The organism is Methanosarcina sp. DH2, from assembly GCF_020804225.1.
Taxonomy (GTDB): domain Archaea; phylum Halobacteriota; class Methanosarcinia; order Methanosarcinales; family Methanosarcinaceae; genus Methanosarcina.
Genome location: NZ_WJBI01000002.1, coordinates 355985 through 374390 on the forward strand (window position 1 = coordinate 355985; position 18406 = coordinate 374390).

At 40.0% G+C, this 18406-nt stretch carries 14 protein-coding genes and 1 tRNA gene; 6 read left to right on the forward strand and 9 right to left on the reverse strand.

All coding sequences use genetic code 11. The features are described 5' to 3' along the window. Nucleotides 1-585: 585 nt before the first annotated feature. Together ileS and FXV91_RS05460 are read left to right on the forward strand one after the other, a co-directional pair. A complete protein-coding gene (ileS, locus tag FXV91_RS05455) occupies nt 586-3765 on the forward strand; it encodes an isoleucine--tRNA ligase (RefSeq protein ID WP_229389205.1) in 3180 nt (1059 codons plus the stop codon). Nucleotides 3766-3858: 93 nt separating this feature from the next. Then, nucleotides 3859-4500: a 6-hydroxymethylpterin diphosphokinase MptE-like protein gene (locus FXV91_RS05460; protein ID WP_229389207.1), complete on the forward strand. Its 642-nt coding sequence runs from the start codon at nt 3859-3861 to the stop codon at nt 4498-4500. 1705 nt (nt 4501-6205) lie between these two features. Here the strand turns inward: FXV91_RS05460 and FXV91_RS05465 are convergent. Then, the gene (locus FXV91_RS05465) at nt 6206-6433 is read right to left on the reverse strand and encodes a hypothetical protein (RefSeq protein ID WP_229389210.1); all 228 of its coding nucleotides are present in this window, start codon (nt 6431-6433) and stop codon (nt 6206-6208) included. Between the two features lie 1067 nt (nt 6434-7500). Between FXV91_RS05465 and FXV91_RS05470 the strand changes: the two genes are divergently transcribed. Continuing rightward, nucleotides 7501-7668, forward strand: a complete 168-nt coding sequence (locus FXV91_RS05470) for a hypothetical protein (protein WP_229389212.1) — start codon at nt 7501-7503, stop codon at nt 7666-7668. 55 nt (nt 7669-7723) lie between these two features. Further along, nucleotides 7724-7891: a hypothetical protein gene (locus tag FXV91_RS05475; RefSeq protein ID WP_229389214.1), complete on the forward strand. Its 168-nt coding sequence runs from the start codon at nt 7724-7726 to the stop codon at nt 7889-7891. A gap of 2166 nt (nt 7892-10057) precedes the next feature. Here FXV91_RS05475 and FXV91_RS05480 read toward each other — a convergent pair. The 5 genes from FXV91_RS05480 to FXV91_RS05500 form a co-directional block, all read right to left on the reverse strand. Beyond that, entirely contained in the window at nt 10058-10255 is a 198-nt protein-coding gene (locus FXV91_RS05480) for an MM0924 family protein (RefSeq protein ID WP_229389216.1), read from the reverse strand. Nucleotides 10256-10498: 243 nt separating this feature from the next. Continuing rightward, on the reverse strand, nt 10499-11659 hold the full coding sequence (locus tag FXV91_RS05485; protein WP_229389218.1) for a hypothetical protein: 1161 nt from the start codon (nt 11657-11659) through the stop codon (nt 10499-10501). A 151-nt stretch (nt 11660-11810) separates the two neighbouring features. Beyond that, entirely contained in the window at nt 11811-12029 is a 219-nt protein-coding gene (locus FXV91_RS05490) for a GNAT family N-acetyltransferase (RefSeq protein ID WP_345945476.1), read from the reverse strand. Next, nucleotides 11999-12139 (reverse strand): hypothetical protein, encoded by a 141-nt coding sequence (locus tag FXV91_RS05495; protein WP_229389221.1) that lies wholly within the window; start codon nt 12137-12139, stop codon nt 11999-12001. Before FXV91_RS05495 ends, FXV91_RS05490 begins: the two co-directional genes overlap by 31 nt. A gap of 394 nt (nt 12140-12533) precedes the next feature. Next, nucleotides 12534-12627, reverse strand: a tRNA-Arg gene (locus FXV91_RS05500). Between the two features lie 543 nt (nt 12628-13170). Here FXV91_RS05500 and FXV91_RS05505 point away from each other — a divergent pair. Both FXV91_RS05505 and FXV91_RS05510 read left to right on the forward strand, forming a co-directional pair. Beyond that, the gene (locus tag FXV91_RS05505; RefSeq protein ID WP_229389223.1) at nt 13171-13893 is read left to right on the forward strand and encodes an ATPase domain-containing protein; all 723 of its coding nucleotides are present in this window, start codon (nt 13171-13173) and stop codon (nt 13891-13893) included. Next, complete coding sequence (locus FXV91_RS05510) at nt 13862-14737, forward strand: methanogen output domain 1-containing protein (protein ID WP_229389225.1); 876 nt, start codon at nt 13862-13864, stop codon at nt 14735-14737. The genes FXV91_RS05505 and FXV91_RS05510 overlap by 32 nt, the downstream gene beginning before the upstream one ends. A 488-nt stretch (nt 14738-15225) precedes the next feature. On the opposite strand, the gene FXV91_RS05515 is transcribed toward FXV91_RS05510, so the two are convergent. The 3 genes from FXV91_RS05515 to FXV91_RS05525 form a co-directional block, all read right to left on the reverse strand. Next, complete coding sequence (locus tag FXV91_RS05515) at nt 15226-15948, reverse strand: RAD55 family ATPase (protein ID WP_229389227.1); 723 nt, start codon at nt 15946-15948, stop codon at nt 15226-15228. A 341-nt stretch (nt 15949-16289) separates the two neighbouring features. Further along, nucleotides 16290-16967, reverse strand: coding sequence for an NAD-binding protein (locus tag FXV91_RS05520; protein ID WP_229389229.1), 678 nt, complete (start codon nt 16965-16967; stop codon nt 16290-16292). 332 nt (nt 16968-17299) lie between these two features. Beyond that, the gene (locus FXV91_RS05525; protein WP_229389231.1) at nt 17300-18289 is read right to left on the reverse strand and encodes a potassium channel protein; all 990 of its coding nucleotides are present in this window, start codon (nt 18287-18289) and stop codon (nt 17300-17302) included. Nucleotides 18290-18406 lie beyond the last annotated feature (117 nt).

Here is an 18406-nt window from a genome sequence, read left to right on the forward strand (position 1 = left end):
AATCCATAATAAATTATTTAATAAGTACTGTGAGTAAGTACATTGGATAGAACAATAGACTGACTTGTCTGCTGTTACAATAAAGCTTAAATTAAGTACAGTAATACTGAATAAACTGATTGGCGTGCAGCAGGTCCTTTTATCCGCCTGAAAAGCGCAGATTTGCTTTCCCGGATAAGGATATTTTGTACGTCAGATATTTGTCTGAAGTGCCAGTATATAAGCGCTTGGTAAAGGACATTAAATATACTTTACTGTAGATTCGGTACCTTACCGGTCAGAGGTTTGTGTCAGAGGTTTGTGTCAGAGGTTTGTTATAGTATGGTGACCAGTAATTTACCCTGAAACCAGCGCTTACCTGTCATCAGTGCCAGCCGTAGTTTATCAGCATTAAAATTATCAGTATTGGTATACTATCAATATTAGTATTATCAGTATTGGTATTGTAACTGCTTACCGGTTAATAGTTTACTTACTGGTTAGCAGTATCAATAGTCGTCTGTCAACCGCAGGAAAGGGTTTTTATCGACGACATTTACCTCAGTCTATTTACTTTAGTTTATCTTTCATCAGGGAGACCCCCATATGATAAAGGAAATCACTGCCAAATACAATGCAGAACAAATAGAAAAAAAAGTAACGCAGTTCTGGGAAGACAGCGACGCTTATCGGAAAACCCGGGAGCACCGCAAGACTGGAAAAAGGCTTTTTTTCGTTGACGGCCCACCGTACACTACAGGACACATCCACCTGGGGACTGCCTGGAATAAGATTATTAAAGATTCCATTCTCCGCTATTACTCCATGAATAACCGCAATATCCTTGAGCGCCCGGGCTGGGATATGCACGGCCTGCCCATTGAGGTCAGAGTCGAAGGTTTGCTCGGCTTCAAGTCCAAGAAGGATATCGAGAGCTTCGGAGTAGAGAACTTTATTGAGAAATGCAAAGAATTTGCCCTCACGCAGAAACAGGCAATGACCGAGCAGTTCCAGAGGCTTGGGGTCTGGATGCAGTGGGAAGAACCCTACATGACCTTAAAAGACGACTACATCGAGGCTGCCTGGTGGACCCTCAAACAGGCCCATGAAAAGGACCTCCTTGATATGGGCAAGCGTTCGGTAAACTGGTGCCCGCGCTGTGAGACTGCAATTGCAGACTCCGAAGTCGAATATTCCGAGCGGACTGATCCTTCTATCTATGTGAAATTCAAGGTTAAAGGCGAGGAAAACACTTTCATTGTTATCTGGACAACAACCCCATGGACAATTCCAGCCAACGTGGCTGTGGCTGTTCACCCGGCTTACGAATACTCGAAATTCAAAGCGGTCAGACAGGACGGCTCGGAAGAAGTCCTTATCGCAGCCACAGACCTGATCAGAAATGTCCTCAAGCAGGGCAGGTATGCAGACTTTGAAATCCTTGAGACAATGCTCGGGGAAGAGCTCACAAAGCTTGAGTACGAAAGCCCTGTTGGGGATCTCGTGCCTGTGCAGAATAAGATAAAGCACGGCGTTTACCTTGCAGATTTCGTAACCGTAGAAAATACAGGCTGTGTGCATATAGCACCAGGGCACGGTATGGACGACTTTAACGTTGGTGTGAAGCACAAACTCCCTATCCTCTGTCCTGTAGGCCCGAACGGCTCTTATACCGAAGAAGCCGGGGAATACGAAGGCAAGAACGTAAGAGAAGCAAACCCAATTGTCATCGAAGACCTCAAAGCCCGCAACAGGCTCCTTGCCGAAGGGACAGTCACGCACAGATACGGGCACTGCTGGCGCTGCAAGACTCCTATCATCTACCTTGCAACCGAACAATGGTTCCTCAAGGTTACCGAGATCAAGGATAAAATGCTCGAAGAGATCGATGCCGTTGACTGGTACCCTGACTGGGCAGGTTCAGCCCGTTTCAGGACCTGGGTCGAAGGCGCAAGGGACTGGTGCATCTCCAGGCAGCGCTACTGGGGAGTTCCTATCCCTGTCTGGAAGTGCAGGAAATGCGGAAAGCTTGAGGTAATAGGGACAAAAGCCGAACTGCTTGAAAAAGCAGGATTAAGCGGCACTGATATCGAATTGCACCGCCCCTATGTGGACAAAGTCACTGTACCCTGTGAGTGCGGAGGGGAGAAAAAGCGTGTTGAGGACGTCTTTGACGTCTGGTTTGACTCGGCTGTCGCCTCATGGGCTACCCTGAAGTTCCCGCAGACGCACGAGCAGTTTGATGAATGGTGGCCTGCAGACTTCATTACCGAAGGACACGACCAGACACGCGGCTGGTTCTATTCCCAGCTCGGAGCAAGCATGGTTGGCTTTGGGCGGGCTCCTTATAAGAGTGTGCTCATGCACGGCTTTACTCTTGATGCAGGCGGAAAAAAGATGTCCAAAAGCCTTGGAAACGTAATCTCCCCGCTGGACATCATCGACAGGTTCGGGGCAGATACCCTGCGTGCCTATGTGCTTTCTTCAAGCGCTCCCTGGGACGACCTGAAGTTCAACCTGGAAGAAGTAGAGACCATCCACCGTTCGATTAACATCCTCTGGAACGTCTTCAGGTTCCCGCTGCCGTATATGGCTCTTGACAACTTTGATCCCATGAAGGTCAGCCTTGATTCCGTAAAAGATGCCCTGCGTGAGGAAGACAGGTGGATTCTCTCAAGAGCCCAGTCCGTTGTAAAAGCCGTAGATGAAGCCATGAGCGGGTACCTGCTGCATAAAGCAGTCCGTGAGATCCTGGAGTTTGCTCTCGAAGACCTTTCACGCTGGTATATCCAGCTTATCCGCCCGAGGACCTGGACAGAAGCTGACGACCCGGACAAGCTTGCAGCTTACTGTGTGCTTTACGAGGTATACGTAACCATCACAAAACTGATCTCGCCTTTCATGCCCTACCTGGCTGAGGAGATGTACCAGAACCTGATCAGGAATGTGGACCCGAACGCTTCCGAGTCGGTCCATATGTGCGATTGGCCGAAAGTTAACGAAACCTATCTCGACCCTGAGCTTGAAGCAGCTATGAGCACTGCCCGTTCTATTGTGGAAGCTGCCTCAAACGCCCGCCAGAAAGCAGGAAGAAAACTCAGATGGCCCATATCCAGAATTGTTGTGTCCCCTGAGAATGAAGATACAGCAAAAGCTGTCGAAAGGCTGCGCTCAGTCCTTATGGACCAGACCAATTCCAAGGCGATCGTTCTAACAGGCATGGGCGAAAGCTGGGACGAACTCGGGCTTGAGGTCATCCCTGACCCGGGCAAGATCGGGCCTGTCTTCAAGAAAGATGCCGGAAAAGTTATCCCTGCCCTGCAAAAAGTCGATGGTTTTGCTTTAAGGAAAGCCTTTGCCGAAACAGGGGAATTCGAACTCTCCCTGACTGATGGGACCACTGTCACAGTCACCCCGGGCATGGCAAACTTTAAAGAAACCCTGCCTGAAGGTACAGCCAGTGCCGAATCCGATGCAGGTCTTGTTTATGTGGACGCAAACCTCACCTCTGAACTCGAAGCTGAAGGATATGCTAGGGAAGTTATCCGCAGGCTCCAGGACATGCGTAAGGAACTCGATCTTATTGTGGACGAAAACATCCGCGCCTCTGTACGGATCGAAGACGAAAGGGTCTTCAAACTCGTTGAAACCCTTAAAAAAATGATTGCAGAAGAGGTTAGAGCCGATGTCTTTGACCTCGGCAGCGGGATCGAAGTTTCCGGAGCCCTTGTAAAGGAATGGGACGTCGAAGGCATTGCCATGAAGATGGGAATTGCAAAGAAATAATCCAGAAGAATAAACTCTGAAATTAAGTTTAGAAAAGCAACTCAGTAAGAAAATCTAAGTTCAGAAACGAAAAACAGGAAAGGAGTTATTAATATGGATTTTGCTGCCTGGGAGCCAATTTACGAAAGAATCCTTGAAGACTTCGGGTTCGACCGCTCAGGTGATGAAGAGGCAGCCCGATTCCTTTCCTTCCTACTGACCAGGGAAAATACTGCGAGCCTTTCCGAACTCAAAGACACAATTTCAGGAAAGCCTGTTCTGGCCTGCGGAAACGCCCCCGGACTCAGAAACGAGCTTTCGAAAATCAATTTATCTGCTTTTGTAATAATTGCAGCCGACGGAGCTGCTGCTGTTCTTATGGATATGGGTCGCGTACCTGAAGTCATCTGTACCGACCTTGACGGCAATTCCGAAGCTGATATAGAAAAAGAGATCCTTGCCTGTGCCAGGGGCTCCATTGTTCTCATCCATGCCCACGGGGACAACATGGACAAGCTGGAGAGATATGTGCCCCGGTTCAGGCGCTTTATTGCAACCACCCAGGCAAGGCCTTTCGATAAAGTATATAACTTTGGCGGATTCAGTGACGGAGACCGCTGTGTTTTTGTAGCCAGAGATTTCGGGGCTAAAAGTGTTATGCTGGCTGGATTTGATTTTGAAGATCCAGATGTAAATCCGATTAAGAAAAAGAAATTGAAGTGGGCAAAGGAATTAATCGCAAGACTGAATGTCTAAAGGCGAAAGATTGGCGGAAGGCTAAGTAGGTAATTAAAGTTTAATAAATGGACAGAAAAGAATTATTTCGTGTGAGTATTGACCAATAGTCTATCTTTTTGGGAAAAATATACCTCTAAATAAAAAAAAGGGAACTTGCATACTCCATGAATAGAAGAGATACTCATTTTTTTCAGTTAAATTCTTAAGCCCTAAGGCTTTAGATCAGACCTAATTGCTTTCCTGTATTTTTAATTCACTTAAACTACCTTATTTTTCCCTTATTTGCAGAAAAGAGAGCTAAAAGCTTTTTTCTATGGATAGACTGGCAAATTAATAGGATATAAATTAAATTTATAAGCTGATCATTTTGTTCCCGCGAGGTTTTTTACGATATAAACTGTTTTTTACGATATAAACTGTTTTTTACGATATAAACGAAGATAATCGTGCGCTTTTACATAGTTGATATTTTGAATATAAACAAAAAAATGATTCCTACTCCAATTCAGAATTCGGGTCCGTAATTAGGAAGGCAGCCAGACAATCTGGCGCAGGCATCCTGTACCATATGAATCGAAAAGCAATTTTTCGAGTTCATGGGACTATTTCTCAGACCTGGAGGTATTTTTCTATATTATTTGATTTTTTCCAGGCCTTTCAGTAAAGCACATAATTTAAAGGATTCATTGACAGAGTCCGCTACGTTTTTGTAGCCTGGAACTTTGGGGCTGATTGCATAAGGCTGGATTTGATTTTAGGGTCTCTATAAACCCGATTAAAGAAGTTAAAATAGACGAAAGAATTAATCGGGATGTATTATTGGGATGTTATGAATTAGAGGGCTAATTGCTATTTTTGATGATGGTGGCGAAATGAACTAACAAACTCAAAATTCTTTACCTGCTGATTGACTAATAATTTACGTTTTAGAGAAAAATACACTTTCCAAGAAAAAAACTGAATTTGAGTTGTTTATAAATATAGAGGGTTATCCATTTTTTGAGCCAAATTAGGGATATTTAAGGATTTAGATTACATTAAGCTGCTTTAATATACCACCGAAATTTAATAGATCCTTTATTTTTCCTTTATTTCCAGAAAAAAAAGCTAAAAACTCCATTCTATGGATAAACTGGCAAATATATAAACTATAAATTAAATTTGTAAGTATATCACTTTTTCCCCACTGGATTTATCCGAATTTTCAAGAACTATTTAATGGTAAGTAGAGTTTATTCTGTTGAATTTATATAATTTACGGTTATATATTTATTTATACTTACTGGCAATTAAAATTAATTCTGTGCGTCTCCAAACAAAATTAATAACCAGACTATCTTCTGGAAATAATTGCTGTGAGTATAATCTTGATGTTGGGGGTTGATAGAGGGTTTGATTACAGGAGTAGCTACATTATAAGAAGACTAATTTAAACTTAAAAACTCCATTCTTTCCAAATAACGTATAGAAATATATAAGGCAAGTACATACAAAACTCCATTCTTTCCAAATATTGTACAGAATATACAAGGCAAGTACATACAAGACAGGTATGAGAAAATATACCAAAATCTGGAGGAAAATATAATGGCATTTTTAAACATTTACTACAGCAACGTAAAGTTCTATTATGAGTCCACCAAGCTTTACATTAAAGCCTGGTGGTAAATAACACGTGATGCAGAAGAATGTTAACTGCTTAAACTGAAAAGAAATGGTTTCCTTAACCATCTTTTCTAAACGATGTACAGGAATATGCAAGACAGGTAAGAATAGGATACGCTAAAATCTGGAGGAAAATATAATGGCATTTTTTACCGTTTACTACAGCAACGTAAAGTTCTATTATGAGTCCACCAAGCTTTACATTAAAGCCTGGTGGTAAATAACACTTGATGCAGAAGAATGTTAACTGCTTAAACTGAAAAGAAATGGTTTCCTTAGCCACCATTTCGAAATATAATGGATAAGTTCCCGGGACATTTTATTTTGATTTGATGGCTATTAATTCTTATTTTTCATGAATCTGCAGCTATAAGTTCCTTTTTTCAGGGATCCTGGTATGATTATCAGGGTAGCTACTGCTTTTATAACCCTTATTTTCCGTTTTTCCTTTTTTCCGTTTTTCCGTTTTTCCGTTTTTTTCCATGCTTCTTCTCTTAGCTTGAGATTGATAAAAAAATTATGGTTTTAATTATAGTGATTCTTGTTTCTTCGACTTACTGGATTTGATTTTGAAGGCTCGGACATAAATTTAATCAGGAATAAAAAATCGAAGCTGGAATGAAACTATCCAGGACTTCAGATCTTTAAAAGCAAAGTTCTGCTTTTTATATAGGCTTTGCGCAGTCAATTGGCAAATCCTCAAGTTTTTATTCATAGGATTAATTGAAACAGGCCAATTGAATACTTCTCTGCTTGAAGAATTTCTTGTTTCTAAATTAAATGACTGAAGTTGTATAGTCCATAATTAAAAAGTGTTATTCATTTTTTTCAAAAAAATTAACCTATTTTGAGATTTTTTAATTCGATTTAATTGGAAAATGGGACTTACTTATGCTTAAAAACCCTTATTTCTATCTAAATGACGAATTGAAGACTAAATGTCTTGATATTACTGAGATTTTTTAAGAATTGTAACTTCTAAATAAAAAAATATAGTAAATCTGTAATTTCAGCCGAGTGTTTATCTGGATTTTCCAAGTCTATTAGTAGTAAGGAGATTTTATTCTGGTATTTTTATATAATTTACTATTACTATTTTAGTTGTACTCTATGGCAATTGAAACTAAATCTGCTCCTCTCCGAACGGAATGGTATCATAATTCCAAAAATTGCCATGAGTATAATACTTATCTGGGGGTTGATAGGGTTTAACTTGAAAGGTACACACCATATAAGAGTATATACCAATCTTAAAAATCATCCTTTCCAGTATGTAAACGAGTATTGAAAGAATATAGTAGAATCAACGATAAGATAGTAAAACCACGGAGGTAAATATAATGTGCGGAGGATATGGTTTCGATAGATGTAAATTTGATAGTTTCAAGAGCTTTGGATGTGGCTATGGTGGCTATGGCGGCGGCTATGGATGCGGCGGCTACGGTGGATTCTTCAATCGCTTCAAGCACTACGGCCGTCGCTTCGGCCGGTGCTGATGAAAAGAATATAAAGAATACATAATTAAGCTAAATAAAATATGGTAAAACCACGGAGGTAAATATAATGTACGGAGGATATGGTTTCGATAGATGTAAATTTGATAGTTTCAAGAGCTTTGGATGTGGCTATGGTGGCTATGGCGGCGGCTATGGATGCGGCGGCTTTGATCCCTGGCGTAAATTCGGCGGTCGCTTCAAACACTTTAGCCGTTGCCGTTCTTGGTGCTGAGACGACTAATTATTAACTACTGAACCTGAAAGGATTACTGGATGCGAAAGAAACAGAATCCATAGTCATCTCTTCAAGATATGAAGGACAATTTTTCAAGGTATGAAGGATAATTTTTGAGAATTTGTCTTTTCTTGAATTGATGACTATGCATATTTATTCTTCTATGAGTTTTCACTTTGAAAGTGCGCCATAATAAACTTAAACATAGTTTCTACGGGGATTTTTATTGATATGGGATGTATAATTTCAACTGCATGTAATTGACGCATAACAGAAAGATAAACAAAGAAAGACTAAAAGACGGAAGGAATTATAATGTTTCCTTTCTTCTCATTTAAGTTCTTCTCCTTTAAATTCTTCCCGTTTAGATTCAGGCATGGATTCCGCAGGTTCGGGTGCTGCTAAATTCTGGGTCTACTACTTACTCGGATAAAGTATATCTCTTTCGAAGGTGTCCTTAATGATTAATGGCCATTATGAAGATCTTTTTAAATAGTCATAAAGGCTACATTTTAAGTGATCATTGTAAAGATTATTTCTACTCAACCGGAACAGAAACTACTAATTATTTTTCTAAAAGAACTCTTTTTCTAAAGAAAAAGGCTGAAGTTTTGATGTTTAGTATTATAAAATGTTAGTCTTTTTTTCAACAAAAATAACCATTACTAAGGGTTTTAAATGGATTTAATTGTAAAATAGAGCTTATTTATCATGTAAAATTTTCTTTCTTACCAGAATAATAAATTAAAGACTAAGTATCCTGACATTATTGAGAGTTTTTGAGAATTATAACTTCTAAATTAAGAAAAAGAGTAAAACTACAATTTCAGCCGGATATTTACCCGAATTTTCTAAGTCTATTAATGGTAAGGAGACTTCATTCTAGTAATTTTATATAATTTGTTATTATTATTTATTTTTATACTCTCTGGCAATTAAAATTAAATCTGCTCCTCCAATGAAACTCAGTCTCAAGAATAATTTCAAAAATAATTGCCGTGAGTATATACTTATGTGGGGGTTGATAAAAGGTTTAACCCGGGTACACACCAAGAAGAATATTTCAGCTTAAACATGGTCTCTGTGGAGTTTTTTCCTAATATGGAGTGTATAATTTCGGCTGCAGAAGACTGAAGCATAACGGAAAGACGAACAAGGACAGACTAAAAGACGGAGGGAATTGTAATGTTTTTCTTCCCATTTAAGTTCTTCTCGTTTAAATTCTTCCCGTTTAGATTCAGGCATGGATTCCGCGGGTTCGGGTGCTGCTAAATTCTGGGTCTACTACTGACTCAGATAGAGTATATCTCTTTGGAGCTATAATCAACCCTTATGGCCATTATGATTATGCGAAATGGTCATAATGGCTACTTTTTAAACGGTCATTGTAGAGAGCTATCTCCACTCAGCCGGAATAGAACTTCAATTGTCTTTTTTGCGATATAACGACAGGCAGTTGTGCAATTTTACATGGTTGATATTTTTGGGTCGTCTACGGTCAAGCAGTTGATATTTTGATACTATATTTTATCCGGTGCAGTTGAAGATTGATCCTTAATTTGATCGAAGCCGATAAGCCATGCCGCGCATGACGTCTATAAAGAAAGGTTAAAAAATGCCATTAAGGCTGCCCTGTAGTAATATCAACCGACTAGCTGTAGGCTGCCCTGTAGTAATATCAACCGACTAGCTGTGGATCACCTATTTTTGAGTGAAAAGAAAAATAATGTCTGGCTCCCCCGAGTTTCGCTTCCCGAGTTTCGCTTCCCGAGTTTCGCGTCGGGAGCACGAGGTCTGTTTCACTCGCTTCGCTCGTTCAAGCAGACTAATTTATAAAAATAACAGATTCTACTTCCATAATTTCGCTTCCCGAGTTTCGCGTCGGGAGCACGAGGTCTGTTTCACTCGCTTCGCTCGTTCAAGCAGACTAATTTATAAAAATAACAGATTCTACTTCCATAATTTCGCTTAGGATCACAGGAAATATTTGATTTCCTGGGAGTTGCATTGCAAGTGCAACAGCACGATATAGAATAATAGCAGTAAGCTTCGCTCAGGAGAACTAATTAAACTCAGGTGAAATGTAGAAATAGAACTTAGCAGTAGAGCAACTGAAAAGACTTCAGCCATCTCCACTGCTGGGTTAAATTCGTATATAAGGGAAAAATTTTGGAGTATATTATTTTTTCAGGGTTCTCCACATTACAGCAATTCTCTCTATATCAATATGGGTGTAGCCCTCTTCTTTTATAGTCCATTTAAGGCTCAGGACTCCGTCATTGCATTCTGCAGCTATTCCCCTGTATGTTGTATTTCCCCCAATATCAATTTCTACTTCTTTGCCCAGATAATACTTTTCAATGAACTCCTGTTTCACAATTATCAACTCCTAGATTTTATCCTTCCGGATACAGATAGACCCGTGTGGTGTTTACCAAGATATAGTTAATATCAGGAAGGTATATTATAACTTGAAAAACAGGGATTCTGAACATAGATCAGGGTAACAGGGTAAAAAAGATAGCTGCCGGGGTTTACTTAGCGCTTCTCATTAAAGTAACCGGGAGCATTAAGAAAAAATTAAATCTTCAATAAGGCTCCCTAAAATTAGAAGTCCTACTCAAGCAGTCGGTTCTGATCCGCCTGATCCAGATCCATCTGATTCGGATGCACCCTGTTCAGGTGCGTATTCTTTCGACCCACTTAATCCTGTCTCGAATCCTGTTTCCGGCTGTATGGGAAGCTTGTCAAAAAACGGGATGTCTGCCCCGACAAACCAGGTTTCAAGGAAGCTCAAGAGGTGGTACTTCAGGAAAACTGCGATTGGTACGCTCAGAAACATTAAAATCCCGAAGGTCAGAAGCATTTCTATAACGACAAAGGGAATCAGGAGTATCCAGTTAAAGGGCTCTGATATAAAGGTCGAGAAGAGGAAATAAAGGACCCCGTCAACAATAAGGAAAATAATAATTAACGCTATTATTAACAGCCCGAACAGGATTATTGCAAGGACGGTTACCCCAATTCCCAGAAGGAACCTGATAAACCAGTAAACCAGCACTTCCTGCCAGCTTTTTCTGAAATTTTTATAGATCATCCGGAAAGCCGAAAGAATTCCGGTTTCTTTGTAAATGGAAAGGGGAATTGCAAGGTTTAAGAAGGAGTTTATTACTGCGCCGATCAGGGCAAGCAAAATAATTGCGCCAAAAAACCAGAACACTCCACCTACAATAGCAGGCAGGGCAAAATCAGGGGACTCATCAAGAAGTACGGGGATAAAAGGCAGCAGAGCCAACATAAAGAGCACAAGAAAAACAAATGTAAGGGCTAAACGTATTAACAGCAGGTTGAACCCTTTTCCCATGAATTTTTTTGAATATGCCCAGAAGCGCACCTCATTCTTAACCAGGGCTTCTACAAAAACAAACTCCATGACACTGGAAATATAAGAAAAAATCAAAACTAACAGAAGAATGAAAAATATTACTGCAGCTATAATTGCCAGGGACGATACAGATTGAATGTAATTAAGACCAGGCCCTGATATTTCGGAAGGGAGGCCAGGTATCTCACCAGGTTCGATATTAGGAAAATCGTTTCCGTAATTATCGAAACCCGTTTGGTAGTTGGTGCCCGAGCCTCCATAATTGGACCCAATGCCACCAAGCAAAAAAATAATTATTGCAAGTTTTGCCCATTTCCAGAAGTCAAAAGGTTCGAAAAGGGCTATTCTTGTTCTTGAAATAGCCTTATCTACCGCATTTATTCCGCACCAGCTCATGACATATAATTTTATTCAGTAGATAAGTAATTATCTGTATAATAAAAATATAATAGAACATATTCTCGATAGGTTTGCAGGCAATCCAACTAATGAACCAGAACTGATTAACCTGATCTAACTGACCTGGTTAACCAGAATTATAGTTTATTCAGTATGGATGCGTGTTTGATACTCCCTCGAGAAAGGGATCTCCATAAGCAACAAAGCCAGATTTCCTGTAAAAGCCTGTTGTATGTGTCTGCATGTGCGCATGAACTTCTTCTGCTCCCAGTTCGGCAGCTCTTTCCAGAAGTTTCTTCACAACGAGTTTGTCGACCTGTTTTCTCCGGCATTCTTTCAGGATGGCAATCCTTCCGATAAACCACAGGTTTTTCCATCGTTAAAAAGCCTGCACGTGGTTACTGGCATGGTGCTTGCATACACAATAACATGATAGGGCCTTAAGTCTGCCCTGTCAAATTCCTCTTCTTCCGGCACATTTTGTTCTTTTATGAAGACTTTCTGTTCTTTTATAAAGATTTTCTGTTCTTTTATGAAGACCGTCCTGCGGACATGGAAGGCTTCCTCCAGTTCTTCAGGACTTTCTACATCAATCCATTTTATCCTCTTTAACTGTTCATGCTTATTTTTCTATCCAGAAGCCTCTTTTTTTCAGTTCCTGAAGTCTCTTTTTCTACAAAAATCCGGAGAATAAAATACTTTTTTCACACAATGATAGGATAACCTCAAAATATATGATAAAATTTCCAAAAATGATGAAATGATAATATTTTCAAAATCAAGTTTCAGATGAAGAAAACCTGTATCGAAGAAATTTACGCTGAAATTGGGTGAACAGATCAAAAATAAATTACAGATCAAAATAGATTAACGGGCCCGCCGCGATTCGAACACGAGTCAATGGGTATCTTCGTAATAATTTTACTTCGAAGCCCATTAGGATATCCTGGCTACCCTACGAGCCCATGGTGCAGAAGTAGTGATAGTAACTATCTATATTAAAGGTTTCTCTCAGAATTAAGAAAGGGGGACAGAAAAAAAGAATAAGTTCAAAAGCTTCCCTGTAATGAAAATATTTATCAAGTCATACAGACTAAATAAATGACCGCAGATTACGTAAAAAAAGAGGAAATTTATGGTTCAAAGCCAGGTCAAAATTAGTAGAAGTATTAATGAAAAAAAGAAATACACCACAAACATAACTTTTATATTACAAAAGTTCTTTTAATATATAGAAATGATTTCCGATATCATATCATTATACATTATTGGAATGCAGAAGTCAGAACGGTCTTTATCTTAATTAATAAAATTAAGTAGAATGTTATTTGTTTCAAGCTGTGAACTAATATTGAATATGTGTATTAAGTTAGAAAACTCTTTAGAAGATCTGAAGATTATTTGAATATTTTCTATAACTTACAATCTATTGTATAACAAATTAAATTCCGTCTGATGTCGCGGGTAGAAATGGGGCAAAGTACGCAGAAGAATGAGGGTTTACAAAAATGGAGAGGGTTTCAACAGGTATAGAGGAGCTGGACAGGAAATTGAGTGGAGGCTATCCTGTGAATAAAGCAACCCTAATAACAGGTGTGGCAGGGAGCGGAAAGACTATTTTCGGAATCCATTTCATTCACAGGAGCTGTGTTGAAGGCAGAAAATGCCTGATAATCGCAACAGAAGAAACTCCTGAAGACATTCTCTACCAGGCAGAAATGCTGGGGCATGACATTAAACCTTACTACGAGAGCGGGCAGCTTAGTATAGAAAATATATTTGAGAGCCGTTCCGAAAGTATAGGGCAGACAAGATATGGTTTTAAGCCTGAAAGCCTTGATATTGAACTTCCTAACCTTATAGAATTCATACATGAAGGAACAGAATGCCTGGTCATAGATAACCTGGGAACTTTTGCCCTGAGAGTTTCCAAAAAAAGGCTAAGAGACCAGTTTGACGGACTGAACTACCTTGTGAGAAAAAAAGGCTGCACTACTCTTCTAATCATGGACGAGTCAGCACACAATCTGACTCACCAGCTTGCTGAGTACTCAGTCTATGGTTCTATTCGTCTCCTGGTAAAAGAAAATGCTTATCTCGGAAAAATGGAACGATATCTGTGCATACCCAAGATGCGCAGCACTCCTATTTCTCCCGATATGTCTGTCTTTGAAATAACATCTGAAGGGATCAATATTCATGAACCCGAGGGAGGAAGCCTTGTTGAATAAGAAAAACAAACCAAAAGTCCTGATCGTAGATGACATGAAGGAAAATGTAGAACTTATGGAAGCCTACCTTGCAGTTGAACCTTATGAAGTAATCTCTGCCTACGGTGGAAAAGAAGCACTCCAGAAGGTTCTGGAAGAAAAACCGGACATTGTCCTTCTGGATGTTATGATGCCAGAGCTCAATGGCTACGAAGTCTGCAAAATTCTCAAGGAAAATCCGGAAACTCAGTTCATTCCCGTCCTGATGCTTACAGCCCTCTCGGAACTTGAAGACCGGATAAGGGGAATTGAAGTTGGAGCTGATGATTTCCTCACAAAACCCATAAACAGGCTTGAACTCAAGACAAGGGTAAAATCTCTGCTCAGAGTCAAGTGCCTTCACGACAGGCTCGTTGCTGACCGTGACAGTCTAGAAGTAAAAAACAGAGTACAGAGCATCCTTACAGCCGTAATTCCGACCCTTCTCCAGTCTGTCTCCAATGAAGAAAAGAAGGTTATAATAAATCAGATGACAGGAATGGTTGAGAAAACTCTTCTTGATATGTACCACTTTGAGGACAGGGAAATGGACCTTGCCTACGCAGGAAATGTCTGCGCCGATATCATGAACCAGCTGGGCGGAAACTTTTCCTCAACTATGGGTGAAAGTGGAAAGCTCTGGATAGTCAAAGGAACAAAATGCCCCTGGAAAGGAGAAGAAGCCCGCAAAAACCCTATCCTTTGCACACTAACCAGGAAGATTTTTTCAAACATAACATTGAAAGTAGACTCAGGTTGCAGCCTTGAAGCCCTAAAAACCATAGGAAACAGGAATGACTGCTGTGAATTTATCATAAAAGCATAATATATTTCAGTCATCTTCACCTGATGCCTTAATAGGTCATATACGAATTTCCTTTTCATATGAACTCTTTTTCGTATGAACTCTTTTTTTTTGGATGAACCCTTTTTCTTCTCAAATCCTTTTATTGGCTAAAAACAACAGTTTTCACGGATATATAATAGGACATCCAGCTCAATTAACTTATTAATTAATGTTAGAGTCAAATTTCCATAAAATTTCAACCCAATTTAATCAGTCCTCCTGAGCAAGGATAACTGCTATAACCAATAAATTAGTCCTCCTGAGCGCAGCGAAGCGTAGCGAAAAGGACGCGTACTCCCGAGGCGCAATTCGGGATGGCAAGCTATGCAGATGTAACTGTCTATCCGTTATCCTGTGTACCCTCAGTTACTATCTCCTTTTTACTCTGTTTTCCTTAATCTCAGAGGTTAGTTTTTCTGTTTGAAGGGACATTCAGGAAATTAAATCGGGTCATTTTACAGTTGATTTCATCCTACAGTTGATTTCATCCCTGCGATAACTCTGATCCCCTGCGGGGTTATATCAAACAGAGAATACTTGACCGGAACTGGAGTATTTCTCATTTTCTCAATGTAGAGATATTGCTTCGTTTTTCCCGAACTGTAATTTTCCTGTGTTGTGAGCCTCATCAGCCCGAAAACCATGTAACCTGTAAGCTTGTGAGTCAGCTCGTAAGAGTCCTCGTCCATTATAAAGAGGCTTGTGCATCCGTTTTTCAGGAGGATGATGCTTATCGAGCTGAACTCATCTGCAAACTCCCTGATGTCATGGTGTATGGCCATTACTCCGATATTGTCAATGACCACAACATCAACCTCCGAAGACATGGAGCTCAGATATTCAATTATATCCGTGTCAACGGCGCATAGGCCTTTTCCGAATTTAGAGGTGCTTTTGATCTTGTTCATTTTGTCTTCGAATACATTCCTTATACTGAGCTGCTTGTTCTCAAGGAAAGGCTCCAGGTCAAGCTTGAGGCTCCGCGCCTGAGTGAGTACGTCTTCAGTGAGTTCTCTGGTAAGAACAAGTATGCATTTTCGGCCTTCCTGACAGCTCCTGTGAAGGAAATGAAGCCCAAGGATGGTTTTTCCTGAGCCAGGAGGGCCGGTAATCAGAATACTCTTTCCCTTAGGATACCCTCCCTCTATCAACAAATCCAACCCTTCTACTCCGGTAGACAAACTCTCCATACTATCACATCTTTAAACGCGATAAGTTTTTTAAACGCGATAAGCTTCTCATCAAGATAAGTTAATCTCTTACTTACTATAAAAAGTAAGTTTCTTTTTATTATGTTATGTTTCAACCAATATATTATTTCCTGAAAAACTAAAATAAGTTGACAGAAAGTAAAATACCTTTAAAAATTACAGAAACTGAAGTAAAGGGGGCTGGTGGGATAGGAACTGACAGAAATTGATAGTACAGGACGTGGAAATTGATAATACAGGATATGGAAATCGATAGTAGAGGAAAATATTAAAAACAGAACTTTTTAAAACCGGACTCTAATTGAGTGCATGCAGGTGCATTAATCTAGATATTTCTCTTTAAACTCCGAAATCTGCTTGCTGCTTCCTGCAACTGCAATTATGTCCCCTGCATGGAGTACAATCTCTTTGCTAATAGTAGTAGAGACTAGACCTCCACGCTCAATACCTATTACCGTGCATCCGATTTTATTTTCGAGGTCCAGGTCTTCTATTGATCTTCTGTCAAAGAAAGATCCCTTCTCAATATGGTGCTTTTCAATTTCTATGCCCTCGTAAAGCATTATATCTTCATCAATCCTGCAGATTTTCCCGATGCAATTTGCACTCATTTTAGCAAGCATCTGTCCTGCAACTATGGAAAGAGACCCGACATAGTCAGCTCCTGCTTTATATATCTTATCTATGGATTTTACAGAGTTTGCCCTTGCCACAATGGTAGTTTCAGGATTCAGTCCTCTGGAAATAAGGGTTGCGAAAATAACATTGGTATCATCATTAAGGGCTACAAACACAAAGGATGCGGTCTTTACTCCTGCTGCGATCTGAACCTCCTCATCTGCTCCGTTGCCCACAAGATGTTCAAACTCTATATTCTCAAAAACTTTTTCATTAGAGTCAACAACTACAAAACGGAACAGTCCTCCAGAGAGTTCACTCACAATGCTCTTTCCAACGTCTCCATATCCAAGTACGACAAGATGCCCTTTTGACTCCATCTTGAATCTCCCCGTCTTTAAACAAATTTTGAATAATTATTTATATAATATCACTTACAGTAAATGTTAAATCATTCACAGTAAACGTTATCCTGCGATTAACTTGCTAGGTGTTTAGCGTTATCCGACTATTTATCCGATAGTTAGTTTTATTTGGAATTTATGATTTTAAACTGATGAAATTGATTATATTATGCTGGATACATGTATTATGCTGGATACATGTATTGTGCTGGATACATATATTGTGCTGGATACAGATATTGCGCTGGATATATATTATGCTGGACATATATTATGCTGTAGCACAATCCATAGTTTCAGGCTGAGGATCAATGTGTGAGCTTTTTTAGCTTCGAAAGCTCCTCAGGAGTCCCTACAGCCAGCAGGACAGAGTTTCCCCGAATGACATCATGTTCTTCAGGATTAAAAGAGAGGTTTCCACTTTTCCAGATTCCCACTATCCTTGCGTCTGTCAGCTTCTGGCTGGAAACTTCCTTAAGGGTTTTGCCTATAAGAGGGCTCTTGAGATAGACAGGAAATTCAGTAACATGCACTCCTTTAAAGATTTCAGTTGCCCCTGTTACCCTGCTTACAAGCCTATCCATAGCCTTTCTCCCGATAAACTGCCCGAACATTGATTTAGGAGAAACGACCATGTCTGCACCAGCATATTTAAGGTATTTAGAGTTAGACAGGTCTTCAACGATGGCAATAATATTGAGGTGCTCAAACTCTCTTGCAGTCAGTACGATGTTTGCGTTTCTCTCGTCGGACTTATTGGCAATAAGGACCCGGGCTTTTTCAATACCTGCATTAATAAGGGTCTGTTTGTCACTTGGAGTCCCGAAAATGCAGGGGATGTCTCTGTAAACAAGTTCTTTGATCAGGTCTTCTTCGTCTTCGATTATTATGAACGTTATCTCCTGCTCTGCCAGTTCATCAATCAGGGTTTCTACCAGCTGGTTGTATCCACAGATAATAATGTGGTCTTTCGTGCCAGAAGGAACTTTCCTGGGCATCCTGAACTTGATCACCTTGTCCATCCAGGGAGTGATAACATAAGTTGCAAGAAAGCCTGAGATAAGAATAATTCCCATGACCTGTACCACTATGGAAAAAACCCTTCCCGGAAGCGAAGTGAAGACCACATCGCCGTATCCTACCGTCGCAACGGTAGTTGTAGCCCAATAGATAGCTGTGATAGCGTTTGCATTTTCTAATTGGTTCTCAAGAACCATAATATATTTGAAAAGCAGGACATAGATAGTAAGCAAGAGAAGAGCTGTAATTTTATATGCCAGATTGAGCCTTTTGCGCATTATTTTCCTAAACATTGATTTGCGCTTCGTCTTTTTTCTTTCTGAAGAAAACATTTTCAGTGCCCTGCCTTATTTTTGCTGCTGAACTACGTGAAAATACCTTATAATCTTTATTAA

What these genes read in the sequence shown, in the direction of transcription:
- ileS (WP_229389205.1), top strand. Translation starts at nt 586, where the DNA reads ATGATAAAGGAAATCACTGCCAAATACAATGCAGAACAAATAGAAAAA.
- FXV91_RS05460 (WP_229389207.1), top strand. Translation starts at nt 3,859, where the DNA reads ATGGATTTTGCTGCCTGGGAGCCAATTTACGAAAGAATCCTTGAAGAC.
- FXV91_RS05465 (WP_229389210.1), bottom strand. Translation starts at nt 6,433, where the DNA reads ATGGTGGCTAAGGAAACCATTTCTTTTCAGTTTAAGCAGTTAACATTC.
- FXV91_RS05470 (WP_229389212.1), top strand. Translation starts at nt 7,501, where the DNA reads ATGGTTTCGATAGATGTAAATTTGATAGTTTCAAGAGCTTTGGATGTG.
- FXV91_RS05475 (WP_229389214.1), top strand. Translation starts at nt 7,724, where the DNA reads ATGGTTTCGATAGATGTAAATTTGATAGTTTCAAGAGCTTTGGATGTG.
- FXV91_RS05485 (WP_229389218.1), bottom strand. Translation starts at nt 11,659, where the DNA reads ATGAGCTGGTGCGGAATAAATGCGGTAGATAAGGCTATTTCAAGAACA.
- FXV91_RS05505 (WP_229389223.1), top strand. Translation starts at nt 13,171, where the DNA reads ATGGAGAGGGTTTCAACAGGTATAGAGGAGCTGGACAGGAAATTGAGT.
- FXV91_RS05510 (WP_229389225.1), top strand. Translation starts at nt 13,862, where the DNA reads ATGAACCCGAGGGAGGAAGCCTTGTTGAATAAGAAAAACAAACCAAAA.
- FXV91_RS05515 (WP_229389227.1), bottom strand. Translation starts at nt 15,948, where the DNA reads ATGGAGAGTTTGTCTACCGGAGTAGAAGGGTTGGATTTGTTGATAGAG.
- FXV91_RS05520 (WP_229389229.1), bottom strand. Translation starts at nt 16,967, where the DNA reads ATGGAGTCAAAAGGGCATCTTGTCGTACTTGGATATGGAGACGTTGGA.
- FXV91_RS05525 (WP_229389231.1), bottom strand. Translation starts at nt 18,289, where the DNA reads ATGCGCAAAAGGCTCAATCTGGCATATAAAATTACAGCTCTTCTCTTG.